This window comes from Variovorax sp. Varisp46 (genome assembly GCF_059491885.1).
This window is the reverse complement of record NZ_CP168515.1, coordinates 3,150,511-3,165,834: the sequence shown is the minus strand read 5'-3', so window position 1 is coordinate 3,165,834 and position 15,324 is coordinate 3,150,511. Positions and strand designations below refer to the sequence as shown.

Annotated in this window: 18 protein-coding genes; 4 read left to right on the top strand and 14 right to left on the bottom strand. The window is 66.0% G+C overall.

Annotated features, from left to right (window positions below; translation table 11 throughout):
• Window positions 1–78 precede the first annotated feature (78 nt).
• From ACEN9N_RS14995 to ACEN9N_RS14985, 3 genes are all read left to right on the top strand, one after another.
• The gene (locus tag ACEN9N_RS14995) at window positions 79–1,173 is read left to right on the top strand and encodes a PA0069 family radical SAM protein (RefSeq protein WP_413314473.1); all 1,095 of its coding nucleotides are present in this window, start codon (window positions 79–81) and stop codon (window positions 1,171–1,173) included.
• 344 nt (window positions 1,174–1,517) lie between these two features.
• Window positions 1,518–2,444, top strand: a complete 927-nt coding sequence (locus ACEN9N_RS14990; protein WP_413314472.1) for a LysR family transcriptional regulator — start codon at window positions 1,518–1,520, stop codon at window positions 2,442–2,444.
• A gap of 365 nt (window positions 2,445–2,809) precedes the next feature.
• Window positions 2,810–3,484 (top strand): hypothetical protein, encoded by a 675-nt coding sequence (locus ACEN9N_RS14985; protein ID WP_495653884.1) that lies wholly within the window; start codon window positions 2,810–2,812, stop codon window positions 3,482–3,484.
• A 94-nt stretch (window positions 3,485–3,578) separates the two neighbouring features.
• Here ACEN9N_RS14985 and gnd read toward each other — a convergent pair whose 3' ends face one another.
• From gnd to ACEN9N_RS14965, 4 genes are all read right to left on the bottom strand, one after another.
• Window positions 3,579–5,000 (bottom strand): decarboxylating NADP(+)-dependent phosphogluconate dehydrogenase, encoded by a 1,422-nt coding sequence (gene gnd, locus ACEN9N_RS14980; protein ID WP_042673648.1) that lies wholly within the window; start codon window positions 4,998–5,000, stop codon window positions 3,579–3,581.
• A 177-nt stretch (window positions 5,001–5,177) separates the two neighbouring features.
• The gene (arsC, locus tag ACEN9N_RS14975) at window positions 5,178–5,609 is read right to left on the bottom strand and encodes an arsenate reductase (glutaredoxin) (RefSeq protein WP_007835100.1); all 432 of its coding nucleotides are present in this window, start codon (window positions 5,607–5,609) and stop codon (window positions 5,178–5,180) included.
• Window positions 5,606–6,898 carry an arsenic transporter gene (locus ACEN9N_RS14970; RefSeq protein WP_495653883.1) on the bottom strand — a complete coding sequence of 431 codons (1,293 nt, stop codon included), beginning with the start codon at window positions 6,896–6,898 and terminating at the stop codon, window positions 5,606–5,608. The genes arsC and ACEN9N_RS14970 overlap by 4 nt, the downstream gene beginning before the upstream one ends.
• The gene (locus ACEN9N_RS14965) at window positions 6,892–7,209 is read right to left on the bottom strand and encodes an ArsR/SmtB family transcription factor (protein ID WP_007835104.1); all 318 of its coding nucleotides are present in this window, start codon (window positions 7,207–7,209) and stop codon (window positions 6,892–6,894) included. The genes ACEN9N_RS14970 and ACEN9N_RS14965 overlap by 7 nt, the downstream gene beginning before the upstream one ends.
• A gap of 140 nt (window positions 7,210–7,349) precedes the next feature.
• Between ACEN9N_RS14965 and ACEN9N_RS14960 the strand changes: the two genes are divergently transcribed.
• Entirely contained in the window at window positions 7,350–8,078 is a 729-nt protein-coding gene (locus tag ACEN9N_RS14960; RefSeq protein ID WP_007835108.1) for an alpha/beta fold hydrolase, read from the top strand.
• Between the two features lie 4 nt (window positions 8,079–8,082).
• Here ACEN9N_RS14960 and ACEN9N_RS14955 read toward each other — a convergent pair whose 3' ends face one another.
• From ACEN9N_RS14955 to ACEN9N_RS14910, 10 genes are read right to left on the bottom strand one after another with little or no spacing between them, the layout of a single operon-like run.
• Window positions 8,083–8,694 carry a 3'-5' exonuclease gene (locus ACEN9N_RS14955; RefSeq protein WP_495653882.1) on the bottom strand — a complete coding sequence of 204 codons (612 nt, stop codon included), beginning with the start codon at window positions 8,692–8,694 and terminating at the stop codon, window positions 8,083–8,085.
• A complete protein-coding gene (locus ACEN9N_RS14950) occupies window positions 8,691–9,086 on the bottom strand; it encodes a TfoX/Sxy family protein (protein ID WP_413314463.1) in 396 nt (131 codons plus the stop codon). The genes ACEN9N_RS14955 and ACEN9N_RS14950 overlap by 4 nt, the downstream gene beginning before the upstream one ends.
• Window positions 9,083–9,472: a VOC family protein gene (locus ACEN9N_RS14945; RefSeq protein WP_056520849.1), complete on the bottom strand. Its 390-nt coding sequence runs from the start codon at window positions 9,470–9,472 to the stop codon at window positions 9,083–9,085. The genes ACEN9N_RS14950 and ACEN9N_RS14945 overlap by 4 nt, the downstream gene beginning before the upstream one ends.
• A 25-nt stretch (window positions 9,473–9,497) precedes the next feature.
• Window positions 9,498–9,992, bottom strand: a complete 495-nt coding sequence (locus ACEN9N_RS14940; RefSeq protein WP_237726109.1) for a GNAT family N-acetyltransferase — start codon at window positions 9,990–9,992, stop codon at window positions 9,498–9,500.
• Window positions 9,993–10,035: 43 nt separating this feature from the next.
• Window positions 10,036–10,914, bottom strand: coding sequence for an S-formylglutathione hydrolase (gene fghA / locus ACEN9N_RS14935; RefSeq protein WP_413314460.1), 879 nt, complete (start codon window positions 10,912–10,914; stop codon window positions 10,036–10,038).
• A complete protein-coding gene (locus tag ACEN9N_RS14930) occupies window positions 10,911–11,834 on the bottom strand; it encodes an alpha/beta fold hydrolase (RefSeq protein WP_413314459.1) in 924 nt (307 codons plus the stop codon). The genes fghA and ACEN9N_RS14930 overlap by 4 nt, the downstream gene beginning before the upstream one ends.
• A gap of 20 nt (window positions 11,835–11,854) precedes the next feature.
• Window positions 11,855–12,961 carry an S-(hydroxymethyl)glutathione dehydrogenase/class III alcohol dehydrogenase gene (locus tag ACEN9N_RS14925; RefSeq protein WP_413314457.1) on the bottom strand — a complete coding sequence of 369 codons (1,107 nt, stop codon included), beginning with the start codon at window positions 12,959–12,961 and terminating at the stop codon, window positions 11,855–11,857.
• A 39-nt stretch (window positions 12,962–13,000) separates the two neighbouring features.
• Window positions 13,001–13,651: a glutathione S-transferase family protein gene (locus ACEN9N_RS14920; protein ID WP_007835118.1), complete on the bottom strand. Its 651-nt coding sequence runs from the start codon at window positions 13,649–13,651 to the stop codon at window positions 13,001–13,003.
• On the bottom strand, window positions 13,648–14,490 hold the full coding sequence (locus ACEN9N_RS14915; RefSeq protein WP_495653881.1) for an aromatic ring-hydroxylating dioxygenase subunit alpha: 843 nt from the start codon (window positions 14,488–14,490) through the stop codon (window positions 13,648–13,650). The genes ACEN9N_RS14920 and ACEN9N_RS14915 overlap by 4 nt, the downstream gene beginning before the upstream one ends.
• 10 nt (window positions 14,491–14,500) lie before the next feature.
• On the bottom strand, window positions 14,501–15,178 hold the full coding sequence (locus ACEN9N_RS14910; protein WP_495653880.1) for a Rieske 2Fe-2S domain-containing protein: 678 nt from the start codon (window positions 15,176–15,178) through the stop codon (window positions 14,501–14,503).
• Window positions 15,179–15,324: the final 146 nt, after the last annotated feature.

Genomic DNA, 15,324 nt, shown 5'->3' with positions numbered 1-15,324 from the left:
GAAATAGAAAAATTGGCGACGAATGTGAATCGGTGAAATACTGTATGAATACACAGTATTTCAGCCCAAGGAGCTGCCATGCCAACTGCACGGATCCCCGTTCACGCCATCAAGGGCCGCGGTGCGGCCACGCAACTCGCGCACCGTTTCTCGAAGGACGAGCGCAGCGCCTTCGACGACGGCTGGGGCACGCTCGAGGAAGGCGTGGCCGAGGCCGACGAGCTGCAGCCCATCGCCACCGAGATCCGCTTCGAGGACGTGAAGTCGGTGCTCAACGAGAACGACTCGCCCGACGTCCCCTTCGACCGTTCGATCAATCCGTACCGCGGCTGCGAGCATGGCTGCATTTATTGCTTTGCCCGGCCCACGCACAGCTACCTGAATCTCTCTCCGGGCCTCGACTTCGAGACCAAGCTCATCGCCAAGCGCAACATCGTCGAGGTGCTGCGCGCCGAACTTGGGCGCAGGAGCTATCGGCCCAGCTACATCGCCATCGGAACCGCCACGGACTGCTACCAGCCCATCGAGCGCGAATTGCGGCTCACGCGCTCGATCATCGAACTGCTGAAGGAAACGAGGCATCCGTTCGCGCTGGTCACCAAGTCGAGCGCCATCGAGCGTGACCTCGACCTGATCGCGCCCATGGCGGCCGACCGCCTGGCGGCCGTGTACGTCACCGTGACCACGCTCGACGGCGAACTCGCCCGCAAGCTGGAGCCGCGCGCCGCAGCGCCGCATCGACGGCTGCGAGCCATCCGCACGCTGGCCGCGGCCGGCGTGCCGGTGGGTGTGAGCGTAGCGCCGCAGATTCCCTTCGTGACCGAAGACATGGAACTGGTGCTCGAGGCCGCGTGGGAAGCCGGTGCGCGCAGCGCCTTCTACACGGTGGTGCGGCTGCCTTGGGAGGTCGCGCCGCTCTTCAAGGAATGGCTTGCGCTGCACTATCCGCAGCGCGCCGACCGCATCATGGCGCGCATCCACGAGATGCGCGGCGGCAAGGACTACGACGCCGACTTCGCCACGCGCATGAAAGGCTCAGGCCTGTGGGCCGACCTGATCCATCAGCGTTTCGAGAAGGCTGCGAACCGCCTCGGCTTCAACCGCGAGCGCATTCCGCTGGACATCACCGCGTTCCGGCCGCCGGGCGCCGTGGGGCAGGGCAGCTTGTTCTAGTGGTGCGGGCTGGAAGCAGCAAAGATTCATATATGAATCGGCAAAGGGCCAATTGCGGAAAAAACGTCTTGGCGGAGATAGTGGATTAGATCAACTATCTGCTATTTCCATATAAATGGCAGCCGCGCGAAATAGCCCTCCGGCGATGACCTATTTGAAATTTATTTTGCGAAGGCACCCGTCGACGATAATTGGTCAGTTGCCGTTCAGTTTCTTGTAATTGTATCCGCACCTCATAGACTTTAATCGATTGCAAAGCAGAGATTGATCGATAGCAAAAATAGAATTGATAAATCGAAGCGCCACAAGCGAAATTGCAGTCACCTATTGACAGAAAGAATCTCGTGCTCGACCTGAATGAAGTCGCAATGTTCGTCCAAGTCGCGCGCTTCGGCAGTTTTGCCGAGGCGGCGCGGCAGCTGCGCATGCCCTCGGCAACGGTGAGCCGCCGCATCCAGCAGCTCGAGGCGCGCCTGGGCACCCGGCTGATGCAGCGCTCGACCCGCAAACTGACGCTGACCAGCGCGGGAGAAACCTTTCGTGAACGATGCGGCCCCGCGGTCGAGGAGCTGATCGAAGCAGGGCAATCGCACGTCTCCGGCAGCCAGGAGCCGTGCGGCCCGGTACGGGTGGCTGCATCGGCCAGCTTCTTCGAATACTTCGAGATGGAATGGGTGACGGCGTTTCTCGATGCGCATCCGTTGGTCCAACTCGACTTCGTTCTCAGCGATGTCCCGGCGGATCTCATTGCCGATCGCATCGACGTGGCATTTCGCATCGGCCCGCTGGCCGATTCGAGCTACGTTTCCCGAAGGATTTTCGCGAGCCACGCTGGCCTCCTGGCCAGCCCCGCCTACCTGGCGGCGCACGGTGTACCCGCCACGCTGCAAGAGCTGAGCGAGCACGAATGCCTGACGCAGCCACCGGAAACCGGCAGCCACGCCACCTGGCGCCTGCAGGGGCCTGACGGCACAGAGGAAGAAGTGCGAGTGAGAGGGCGCTTCACCAGCAACGTGCAGGTGGCGCTGCGCAGGGCCGCCTGCGCCGGGCTCGGCATCGTCGCGTTGCCGGCGGTCCTGACGGCATCGGAAGTGGCCACGGGCCAGCTGGTGCCCGTGCTGCCGCTGTACATGCGAGCGGGACGCGGGATGAGCGTGGTGTATCCCAGCCGCCAACAGCGCCCCCTGGCGGTTTCGGCATTCGTCGACATGGCGGTGGAAAAACTCTGCCTGCAGGAATGGATGCCGCTGTCCAGCGCGGAGCCTGTGTGAACGAGGGCGGGTGGCCTCAATTGGCGCGACCCATACTGGGGAATTGAAATTTTTCTTGGTGCATGACATGCAATGTGTCATGCCCATTGCCTCAAAACTGAGTGGCTGCCCCCCACTTGCGGCGCCAGTAACGAGTCATAAAGTAGTAAAAAATTGTCGCGTGCGCTGATTCGTTTCATGCGGAATGTCCTTGCGGACTGCTTCGAATTGAACGCATCTTTCAGTACGGGCCAATTCATCCATTTTCATCGTTTTCAAGATGGATCGAACTTTATTTGGCAAGGAGATAGCGGATGCAAATTGATCGAATTGGCGCGAAGTGCCGGCGGTGAACTGACATGAGCGCCGCAAGCAGGACACGCCCATTGCTGAGGCTCGGCGTCTACAAGCTGCCGCTTGCCGAAGTCGTCGTGATCCAGACGATCGTGCGGCTGTATGCGAGCGACGCCGCGTTCCCGTGGCAGCTGGTCAATGCGCCGCCGTACGACGCGCTGCTGGTCGATGGTGCCGCCGTGGAAGAGGGCTGCCCGCAGGTGGCCGGCATGGCCGCTGCCGTGCTCAGGCTCACGCGCATGCATTCGGGCGGAAAGCCGGACACGCTGGAGCGGCCGATACGTGCCGACAGGCTGCAGCAATGGCTCAAGACCACCGAGCACGCGCTGCGCGAGGCGACGCCCGCGCGGTCGATGCTGGACGACACAGCCGCCATGGAAATCGAGGTTTCCGATTCGGTGCGCTTCATGCTCCGCCGCTGGCCGCCAGCCCTGCCGTTGCGCAACGACCTCGACAACATCCGCATGGCGAGCCTGCTGGCACGGCGTGCATTGAACGCGGGCGAACTGGCCGACATCAGCCAGCTTCCGTTCTCCCAGTGCGTTTTATTCCTGCATTCGCTGCAAACGGCCGGTGTGCTTGAACTGCACGTGGGGCCGGCTGTGCTCTCCCACGCGCCGCGCAGCGACGGGGCAGTGCGACGCGACTTCGGGCCAGGTCTCATCAACGGCATCCGCCGCCGGCTGGGCCTGCGAACTTCATGCTGAAGGAAGGATGAAGGAACTTCTGAGGGAGGTCCGGTCCCGCCGCGCCACCGTATTGGCGACGGCTGCGCGGTGATCACTTCGAGGGAGAGCCAAGTCACCCAATGACTTCAGGCCAGTCCGTATGGAAGAACTGTCCTTCGGGTTTGTCGGTGCGCTCATACGTGTGCGCGCCGAAGAAGTCGCGCTGCGCTTGCAGCAGGTTCGCCGGCAGGCGCTCTGTGCGGTAGCTGTCGTAGTAGGCCAGCGAGGCGCTGAACGCCGGCACCGGAATGCCGTTGCTCACCGCCAGCGCCACCACCTCGCGCCAGTTCTGCTGCGTGCGGTTCAGCAGGTCCTTGAAGAACGGATCGAGCATCAGGTTGCCCAGCGCCGGGTCGGTGCGGAAGGCGTCGGTGATGCGGTTCAGGAAACGCGCGCGGATGATGCAGCCGCCGCGCCAGATGGAGGCGATGCCGCCGAGGTCGAGCCTCCATTGCTTCTTGTCGCCCATCGTCTTGATGAGGTCGAAGCCCTGTGTGTAGCTGATCACCTTGGAGGCATACAGCGCGTCGTGCACCTTGGCCACCAGCGCCTTCTTCTCGAGCGAGAGTTCGATCTTCGGGCCCTGCAGCACCTTGCTCGCCGCCACGCGCGCCTTCTTCTGCGACGACAGCACACGCGCCTCGACCGCGGCGTTGATGGTGCTGATGACCACCGCGTTCTCGGCCGCGTTGATCAGCGTCCATTGGCCCGTGCCTTTCTGGCCCGCCTTGTCGAGGATGAGGTCGACGATGGGCTTGCCCGTTTCCGGGTCCTTCTGTTCGAGCGCCTTGGCGGTGATCTGGATCAGATAGCTCTGCAGCTCGCCGTTGTTCCATTCGTTGAAGATCGCTGCCATCTCGTCCGTGCTGAAACCGGCCGCCTTGAACAGGCTGTAGGCCTCGCAGATCAGCTGCATGTCGCCGTACTCGATGCCGTTGTGCACCATCTTCACGTAGTGGCCGGCTCCGCCGGGGCCGATATGGATCACGCAGGGCTCGCCGTCCACCTTGGCCGCGATGCTCTCGAAGATAGGCTTCATCACCTCCCAGGTGGAAAGCGGGCCGCCCGGCATGATCGACGGGCCCTTGCGCGCGCCTTCCTCGCCGCCCGACACGCCCGCGCCGATGAAGCGCAGGCCCTTGGCTGCAAGGTAGGCGTCGCGGCGCTCGGTGTCGGTGTAGAGGCTGTTGCCGCCGTCGATGACGATGTCGTCCTTGTCGAGCAGCGGGATGAGCTGTTCGATCACCTGGTCGACCGGCGCGCCGGCCTTCACCATGATCTGGATCTTGCGGGGCCTGGCCAGGCTCTGAACGAACTCCTCGAGCGTCTTCGCGCCGACCAGCTTCTTGCCGGGGTTGGCCGCGATGAAGGCTTCGGTGGTCGCCTCGGTGCGGTTGTACACGCTGACCTGGAAGCCGCGGCTTTCCACGTTCAGCACGAGGTTCTGGCCCATCACGGCCAGGCCGATCAATCCGAAATCGCTTTTGTTGCTCATGGCCCCTTCTTTCATGTGCGTGCGCCGGAATGCCAGCGCACCGGTTTGATTCGCGGAACATTTTGCCGGTGTCGGGCCTGGGACAGAGATGGGCGCGTTTTATTCCCGCTTGGCAAGCGGGCATGGCTTGGGGTGTGGGCGCGGTCCGCGAAGTGCCCCGCGTCGAGCCTGGGCAGCTCAGGGCTTGGCGGCGCGCTGGCCCTTCGCGTCGATGACCACCTCGCCGTCTTCCTTCAGGAAAGCGCCTTGCTGCGGATGCGGCAGGATGTCGAGCACAGCTTCCGAAGGCCGGCACAGCCGCGTGCCGAGCGGCGTCGTCACTATCGGCCGGTTGATGAGGATGGGGTGCTGCAGCATGAAGTCGATCAGCTGTTCGTCGGTCCACTTCGGGTCGTCGAGGCCGAGTTCGTCGTACGGCGTGCCCTTGCGGCGCAGCACCTCGCGCACCGGAATGCCCATCGCGGCGATGAGCTGCTTCAGCGTGGCGCGGTCGGGCGGGTGCTGGAGGTATTCGATGACCCTGGGCTCGTCGCCCGTGTTGCGGATCAGCGCGAGCACGTTGCGGGACGTGCCGCAGGCGGGGTTGTGATAGATCGTGATGTCGTTCATGGAAGTGGAATGCTCAATCGAAGTGCCAATGCCGCAAGGGTCACGAACAGCACAGGCAGCGTCAGCACGATGCCGATCTTGAAGTAATACCCCCAGCCGATGGCCGTGCCCTTCCTGGCGAGCACGTGCAGCCAGAGCAGGGTGGCAAGGCTGCCGATGGGCGTGATCTTGGGGCCGAGGTCGCAGCCGATCACGTTGGCGTAGACCATCGCTTCCTTCACCGCGCCGCTCGCGTTCGATGCGTCGATGGACAGCGCGCCCACCAGCACCGTCGGCATGTTGTTCATGACCGACGAGAGTCCCGCCGCGAGAAAGCCCGTGCCCATCGCCGCGCCCCAGACGCCGCCTTGCGCAAAGACATTCAGCAGTGCGGCGATGTGGCCCGTCAGCCCCGCGTTGCGCAGCCCGTAGACCACGAGGTACATGCCCAGCGAGAAGACCACGATCTGCCAGGGCGCGCCATGCAGCACCTTCCTGATGCTGATCACCGGGCCGCGTCCCGCGACCGCCAGCAGCACGACCGCGCCAAAGGCCGCCACCGCGCTGACCGGCACACCCAGGGGCTCCAGTCCGAAGAAGCCTACGAGCAGCAGCAACAGCACGACCCAGCCCGCGCGGAAGGTCGCGGGGTCGCGGATCGCAGCGGCCGGCGGCTTGAGTTGGCCGACGTCGTAGCTTGTCGGGACGCCGCGTCCAAAGCGAAGCAGCAGCACCAGCAGGCTCGCGAGCACCGCCGCGATGTTCACGGGAATCATGACCGAGGCGTATTCGCCGAAGCCGATCTTGAAGAAGTCCGCCGAGACGATGTTCACCAGGTTCGACACGATCAGCGGCAGGCTGGCCGTATCGGCGATGAAGCCCGCCGCCATCACGAAGGCGAGCGTGGCCGCCGGCGAGAAACCCAGCGCGACGAGCATCGCCATCACGATGGGCGTGAGGATCAGTGCCGCGCCGTCGTTGGCGAACAGCGCGGACACGGCAGCGCCCAGCAGCACGATGAACGCGAACAGCAGCCGCCCGCGTCCGCCGCCCCAGCGCGCCACGTGCAGCGCGGCCCATTCGAAGAAGCCCGCTTCGTCGAGCAGCAGGCTGATGACGATCACGGCAATGAAAGTGCCGGTCGCGTTCCATACGATGCCCCAGACGACGGGGATGTCGGACAGCTGGACCACGCCGAGCAACAGCGCGACCGCCGCCCCGAGCGAAGCGCTCCAGCCGATGCCCAGCCCGCGCGGCTGCCAGATCACCAGCACGAGCGTGAAGATGAAGATTGCGACGGCGCTCAGCATGCCGGCGGGCACCCGGTGGTGCAGGGTTCGCCCTGGCAGCAGTTCTGCGTGAGGTAGGCAAGCAGGCCGTTCATCCGGTCGAACGCCGCACGGTAGATGAGGTTGCGGCCCTGCCGCTCCTGGGAGACGAGCCCCGAATGCATGAGTTCCTTGAGGTGGAACGACAGCCCCGTTGCCGGCACCTCGAGCGCTTCGGTCAGCGCGCCGGGCGTGAGGCCGGCCGGGCCTGCCTCCACCAGCGCACGGAACACCCGCAGGCGAACGGGCTGCGCCAGTGCGGCCAGGGCGTGGACGACGTCATCTTCTTTCATATTTCAAATATCGTTGAATTATTGAATCATAGCAGCGTCGATCCGGCGCGGGCCGGTCATCGCGCTGGCGCACAACGGCCACCCGCAGTACACCATTGCCCCTACAGTCATTCCCCTCACAACGAAGGAGACAAGCCCCCATGTCCGACACCTACGTTCTAGTCCACGGCGCGTGGCATACCGGCGCCGAGATCGAAGCCGTGGCCGACGGCCTGCGCGCAGCCGGCCACACCGCGTACTGCCCCACGCTTGCCGGCAACAACCCCGGCGACGACCGCGCCAGCACCACGCTGGAGGACGCGATCGCCTCGGCCGTGCGCTACATCGAGGAGAAGAATCTCACCGAGGTCCGCCTCGCGGGCCACAGCTACGGCGGCATGGTGATCTCGGGCGTGGCGGACCGCATCGCGCCACGCCTGAAGCGGCTGGTGTACATCAACGCCTTCGTGCCGCTCGATGGCGAGTCGCTCAACGACATGGTGCCGCCGCCATACGTCGCGATGTTCGACGCCGTGGCGGCGGCCAACGCCAACGCGGTGACCCTGCCTTTCGAGATCTGGCGCGAAGCCTTCATCAACGACGCCGACCTGGCGACCGCGCAGGCGGCCTACGAAAAGCTCAACCCGCATCCGTATCGCACCTTCACCGACAAGATCAGGCTGCGGCAGCCGCTGGCCGCGCTGGCGCTGGGCAAGTCGTACGTCAACTGCCAGCAGGACACCGCGATGCCTCACGGCATGCCGTGGCATCCGCGCCTGTCGGAGCGGCTGGGCCTGTTCCGCCTGGTGGAGTGCCCCGGCAGCCACGAGATGTTCTTCTCGAACCCCGGGCGGCTCGCGCAGGCGATCCTGGAGGCGGGGCGGGACTGACCGGTCAGCTGCCGCCGAAGAGCGCGTCGTACACGCGGATGGATGCATAGGCGTCATTGGCCGCGTAGCGGATCTGCGCCTCGGTAAGCTGCCGGTTGGCCCAGTTTGACGTGGTCGCCTTGCGCGACTTGATGAAGCGGCGGTTGAACACCAGTGCCACGGCCGCCTTCACGCCAACCGACTTGCGGTAGCCGCGGTGGCGGAATTCGGTGTCGATGTCGAACACCGCCTTCGGTTCGATGCCGAGCCGCAGGCGGATCAGCGTGAGATCGCCCGAGAGCCCGAAGCCGACCTTGCGCAGCTCGGCCGAGGCGATCAGCGCGGCCACCACCGGGTTGCACTCGGTGCGGTGCAGCTGGAACAGCCACGCCGTGTCGCGCGTCGAGAACTGCACCACGTGCGGGCCGCCCGACACCTCGTTCTTCGCGAAGGTGGGCTTCGATTCGGTGTCGAAGCCGGCGATGCCGGCTGCCAGCAGCGTGGCGGCCGCGCGCTCGGCCTCCTGCAGCGTGGTGACGACGACGATGTCCTTGGGACCGAGGCCTTCGAAGGGTTCGAGCAGCGCGATCTGTTCGCGTTCGGGAAGGGGCAGGAGCGTCGGGTTGTGGGCGCTCACCGGGAGGCTGCCTTGCTTGTCTTTTTCTTCACTGCGGCTTTCTTGGCGGGTGTTTTCTTCGGCTTCGGCGGCTGGCCCGAGCGCAGCGCCGCCTCGTAGGCCCGGCGGCCCCAGAGTGCGGCTTCGTTCCGGTCCTCGAACAGGTCCGCCGGGGCTTGCCGGTACGACATCGGCATCGACTGGCCCTGGCGCACGTAGGTGAACGGCGGCAGGTCGAGCGCGTCGAAGTACGGCGCGCTCTCGGCATCCGACTTGAGGTAGAGCGTGTCGTTGGCCACGAGGGCGATCATGCGGTCCTCGTGCCACACGCCATGGCCGCCGAACATGCGGCGCGTGCGGATGCGGCCCAGGCGCTCGAAGGTTTCGTGCAGGCTATCGACGAAATCGCTCATGCCGTGATCTCGATGCGGTTGCCGTCCGGGTCCAGCACCACGCTTTCGTAGTAGCCGTCGCCGGTGCGGCGCGGGCCGTCGAGCAGCGGATGGCCGTCGGCCTTCAGGCGTTGCGTGAGTTCGTCGACTGCTGCGTCGGAGCCCACGCTGATCGCGAGGTGCGTCCAGCCCATGCGCTGTGCGCCGGCCTCCGCCGTCACGGGAGAGAGCGTGCTCGTCGTCATGGCCTCGATGCGTGCGCCGTCGCCAAGGCTCAGGAAGCACGAGGCAAAGCCCTTGGCCGGATTGACGTAGCCCGCGCCGGCGGTGGCGCCGAAATAGTCGACATAGAAGCGCTTGCAGCGCTCGAGATCGGTGGTCCAGAGTGCGATGTGGTCGATGCGCATGGAGCGGGGAAAAATTGGAACGGGTTCAGCCGATGCGCCATGGCGGGCGCGCGGGCGACCAATGGTAGGCGATGCGTTCGCGGCCGCTCGTCGGATGGCGGTCGACCGCACCGCGCTGGAGGCCATAGCGCTCGTAGAAGCGCTGCGCCGGCGTGTTGGTGGCGGCCACGTGCAGCCACCAGCCGGTCGGAAGGCGCACGCAGGCCTCGTCGAGCAGGGCCTTGCCCAAGCCCTGGTTGCGCAGGTGGGGCTCGACGAAGAGTTGCGCCACGTACTCGCGCCGCTCCAGCAGCACCATGAACGCCAGCACCTGCCCGTCGCGCTCCGCCAGCACCACGTCGGCAGGCGCCCCGAATTCGGTCTGCACGCGGCGCAGCCAGTGAGCGATCGGCTCGATATGGGGGAGGCCCCGGTTGGCCGCGATCCACGCGCGGCGCCAGATGCCGGCCAGCACCATGTTCTCTTCGGCAGTGCCTTCGCGCGACCGCAGATGGAAGGCGGGAATTTGGGCGGCGGACATGTGTTTCATGATACGGCGCGAGGCCGCCGCGGTCGATGAGACTTTACGCGCGCAGCGTTTGCGCGTGGTGCGCAATGTGGTCGGCCATGAAGCTCTGGATGAAGTAGTAGCCGTGGTCGTAGCCCGCGTGGCGGCGCAGCGTGAGCGGCTGGCCGGCTGCGAAGCAGGCGGCCTCGAACGCCTCGGGGTGCAACTGCTCGGCGAGGAACTTGTCGGCCAGGCCCTGGTCGACGAGGATGCCTTGCGGGTAGGGCGCCGCGACCTGCGATTTCATGAGCGCGCTCGCGTCGTGCGCCAGCCACTGCGCGCGGTCGGCGCCGGGATGGCCCAGGTAGCCGCCGAACGCCTTCTCGCCCCATGGGCACTGCGTGGGTGCGCAGATCGGCGCAAAGGCCGAGAGCGATTTGAAGCGCCCCGGATGCCGCAGCGCCAGCGTCAGCGCACCGTGGCCGCCCATCGAGTGGCCGGAGATGCCGATGCGCTCGCCGTCGATGGCGAAGTGCCGGGCCACAAGCGGCAGCAGCTCGTGCACGATCCAGCTTTCCATGCGCCAGTGCGTGGCCCACGGCTCGCGCGTGGCGTCGAGGTAGAAGCCGGCGCCGATGCCGAAGTCCCAGTCGTCCTTCGCGCCAGGCACGCACTCGGCGGCGGGGCCGCGCGGGCTGGTGTCGGGCGCGATCAGCGCGATGCCCAGGCTCGCGGCCATGCGCTGTGCGCCGGCCTTCACCGCGAAGGTTTCCTCGTTGCAGGTCAGGCCCGCGAGGTAGAGCAGGGCGGGCACGCGCTCGTGCGCGACCTGCGGCGGCAGGTACACCGAGAAGCGCATCGGCAAGCCGATTTCATGCGAGCGGTGCTCGTGGAAGCTTTGCACGCCGCCGAAGGCGTGGTGTTCGGAAAGAGTCTTGGGGCTGTTGTCGGTCATTGCGGGTTTTGGCTGCGCAGGGCGGGTACGAGTTCGAGCACGGCATCGGCAAAGACGCGCGGCGCTTCCTGCGGCATGTTGTGGCCCACGCCGGGCACAAGGCGGTGCGAACGCGGCCCGCTGAAGCGGTGCGCGTGCGCCGATGCGTCGGCGGGCGGGCGCACGCCGTCGTCGAGGCCGTCGAAGGTGATGGTGGGCACTGTGATCGTGGGCTGGGCCGACAGGCGGCGTTCGATGTACGCATAGGCCGGGTCGCCCGGCACGAGGCCGAAGCGATGGCGGTACGACTGGATCACCACGTCCACGAAGTCGGGATGGTCGAAGGCGGCGGCGCTGCGCTCGAAAGTGGCGTCGTCGAATTTCCACGTGGGCGACCACAGCTTCCACAGCAGCTTCGTGAGCGCCTTGCGGTCTTTCCCGAGGCCGGCGCAGCCGCGGTCGCTGTGGAAGTAGTACTGGTACCAGAGGCTGTGCTCGTTGGCCGGCGTGTCCGGCTCCATCGCCTTGGCGATGTCCTGGATGTTGTAGCTGTTGAAAGACACCAGCCCCGCGACGCGTTCGGGCCACAGCGCCGCGACCACGCAGGCGGCGCGGCCGCCCCAGTCGTAGCCAGCCAGCACCGCGCGCTCGATCTTCAGCGCATCGAGCAGCGCGAGCAGGTCGGCGCCCAGCGCGGCCTGCTCGCCCGAGCGCGGCGTGGCCTCGCTCAGGAAGCGCGTGGCGCCGTAGCCGCGCAGGTACGGCACGATCGCGCGGCAGCCCTGGTCGGCCAGCATCGGCGCGACTTCGGCATACGTGTGGATGTCGTACGGAAAGCCGTGCATCAGCAGCACTGGCGGGCCATCGGCGGGGCCGGCTTCGAAGTACGCAACTTCGAGCACACCGGCCTCGATCTTGTGCAGGGGCTCCATGCGGGTCATGGCCGGTGCCTGCAGTGGTCTTAGTAAAGGACGACGCCGCGGATGGACTCGCCGCGCTTCATCAGATCGAAGCCCTTGTTGATGTCTTCCAGCGGCATCGTGTGCGTGATGAGGCTGTCGATGTCGATCTTGCCTTCCATGTACCAGTCGACGATCTTCGGCACGTCGGTGCGTCCGCGTGCACCGCCGAAGGCCGAGCCTTCCCACTTGCGGCCGGTGACCAGCTGGAACGGGCGCGTGCTGATCTCCGCACCCGCCTCGGCCACGCCGATGATGATGCTGCGGCCCCAGCCCTTGTGCGTGCACTCGAGCGCCTGGCGCATCACCTTGGTGTTGCCGATGCATTCGAAGCTGTAGTCCGCGCCGCCGTCGGTCAGCTGCACGATGGCGTCGACGACGTTCTCGGTGTCCTTCGGGTTGATGAAGTGCGTCATGCCGAACTTGCGCGCCATGGCCTCGCGCTCGGGGTTCAGGTCGACGCCGATGATCTTGTCGGCGCCCACCATCTTCGCGCCCTGGATCACGTTCAGCCCGATGCCGCCGAGGCCGAACACCACCACGTTCGCGCCGGCTTCCACCTTGGCCGTGAAGATCACCGCGCCGATGCCGGTGGTGACGCCGCAGCCGATGTAGCAGACCTTGTCGAAGGGTGCATCCTCGCGGATCTTGGCCAGCGAGATCTCGGGCGCGACCGTGTAGTTGCTGAAGGTCGAGGTGCCCATGTAGTGGAAGATGGGCTTGCCGTCGAGGCTGAAGCGCGAGGTGGCGTCGGGCATCAGGCCCTTGCCCTGCGTGCCGCGGATCAGCTGGCACAGATTGGTCTTGCGGCTCAGGCAGAACTTGCACTGCCGGCACTCGGGCGTGTAGAGCGGAATGACGTGGTCACCCTTTTTGAGTGTGGTGACGCCGGGGCCCACGTCGACCACGATGCCCGCGCCTTCATGGCCGAGGATGGCCGGGAAGATGCCTTCGGGGTCGGCGCCCGAGAGCGTGTAGTAGTCGGTGTGGCAGATGCCGGTGGCCTTGATCTCGACCAGCACCTCGCCGAATTTCGGGCCCTCGAGGTCCACGGTTTCGATGGTGAGCGGGGCTGCGGATTTCCAGGCGACGGCGGCTTTGGTTTTCATGGCGGGTTTCGGGGGAGAAGCAAAAAACGTTAAGGATACTCAGGCAGGGCCGGCAGGGAAGATACCCGACATGCCGATAAACCCGGGCAGGTGGCGAACATTCCAGACCCAGTCTCTCAGCGCGGGGAATTCGTCGAGCGAAATGCCGCCCTCGCCAGCGAGCGCGACATACGGGAAGCAGGCAAGGTCGGCAATGGTCGGACCGGGCGCCGAGGCCAGCCAGTGCAGGCCGGCGCTCGCCTGTTCGGCGAGATGGTCGTCGAGCACGCGGAACACCGCGCGCGCGCCGCTGCGGCAGGCCTCGATGTCGAGGTTGTGGTAGCCGAGCGCATCGTGCAGCCGCGCGGCCGATGCCGTGCGCGTGATCTCGTCGGCGGTGGCGAGCCACATCGCGATCTGGCCGCGCAGCTTCGCGTCGCCGGGATACCACCGGCCTTGCGTGTCGTAGAAGCTTGCGAGGTACACCAGGATGGCTTGCGCATCGCGCAGCAGGAAGCCGTCGTCATCGAGCACCGGGAGCTGGCCGAGCGGGTTGACGTTTGCAATGAACGCGGCGGATTTGTGCTCGCGTCCCGGAAAGAAATCGACTGGCACCGTGTCGTACGCGATGCCCAGCCAAGCCAGCATCTGCCGCACCTTGAAGCAGTTGCCCGACAGCGGGTAGTCGTAGAGCTTGATCGTTGTCGTCATGCCGCAGCCCTCACGCCGAAGCGCATGCCGCGCTCGCGCAGCCAGCGCCGGTAGGTGACGGAGGAGGTGTCGCCGCGCGTCGGTGTCTCGGCGCGGCCTTCGAGCGGCATGCGCTTGAAGGCGTGATTCTCGAGGATCGGCTTGTCCTGGCCGAAGATGGTGTGCTGGAAGGCGATGAGCTCGGCATTGGTGGAGTCTTCGTCGTAGCAGGCGAGGACGGTGTGGGCGATCACGTGTTCGTCGTCGATGGGCTGCAGGAAGAGGCCGATGGCGTCGAGTTCGCCCGCGCGAAAGCTCGATTTGTAGAGCATGGCCGAGAAGGGCTGCATCACACGGTACTTGTAGAGCACCTCGCTGCCCGAATCGTGCGCGGCAGAGGCGCGCGGCTGCCAGAAGCGGCAGTCGGTGGCCCAGATCTCACCGCTGCCGGGATCGACCTGCACCTCGTATTGCGCCACCTCGGTGTGTGGCACCTTGCCGAGGTAGTCGGCGTGCACGAAGGGAAAGTGCGCCATGTCGAGAAAGTTCTCGATCACGCGCAGGCCCGACACCGCCACGCCGATGCCGCCGCAGTCGACGATGCGGCGGCCGGGCTCGGCGTATTCCGGAAACTCGAAGAGGGGACGCGCGGGGCGGCCGCTCGGGCAGACCCAGAGATAGCCGTAGCGCGACTGCACGGCGAGCGGCCGGTCGCCAAGGCAGCAGTAAGGCGCGCCATCGGCATCAGTGCGGAGTTGCACGGTTTCGCCCAGCAGGCGGGTCGTCCGGGGCATGGGCGCGGCAGGCCCGACGACCAGCCAGTCGTCGAGCATGTTGGAATCGTCTGTGACGAAGGGCATGGTGGTTCCTTCAGCCTTGTGGTCGTGCTTCGATCTCGGAGCGCAGGTTCCGCGCGGCTGCGTGCAGCGTCTTCATCGCACTGGAGCCGGGGGCAGCCTCCGTCCACAGGTGGGCGAAGGTGAGCCGGGGCTGCGCTTCGAGCAGCAGCGCGACGGTCTTCACCTCGCTGAGCGTGCCTTGCCAGGCACCCGACCCAGCGTCGATTGCGAAGCCCTGCCGTGCGAAGGCTTCGCGCGCGGCCTGCGCGCCGGCGCGGACGGTCAGCGTACGGCAGAAGTGCCAGCCGGCCGGTACGGCGCCGGACAGCGATGGCGGTGCGGCGGAAATATCTTGCGCAAGGTTGACCCACAGCATGCCCGCGGCATCCGCCGCGGCGAACACCTTGGCGCAGACGTTGCGCGGCGCCTGCATGGTCGGGTGGGCCGGAATGTGGGTGCACTGTCCGCTGCCCGCGGCGTACTGCCAGCCGTGGTAAGCGCAGGAGAGGCGGTTTTCGATCACCTGGCCGAGCGTGAAGCGCACGCTTCGGTGCGGGCACCGGTTTTCCCACGCCTGGGCGGCGCCGTCGGCCGAGCGCCAGAGCGCGAGTTCCTGGCCCTCCGCAAAGCCGGCGACGATGTTGGCGCCGGGGCGCACGCCGGCGGAGGGCGCCACTGGATGCCAGGTGCAAGCGTGTGGATTCGTCATGCTGCCCCGGTTGAAAACAGGGTACGTCGGGTAGAGCTGCGCATGGGGTTTTCTCCGGTCGTGGGAGCTCGGGGCTCGGTGGGGATGGCATAGCATTCGGTGTGCCGCCAGCAAGCACCGAACCTACCGTTTCTGTTCCCTTGATG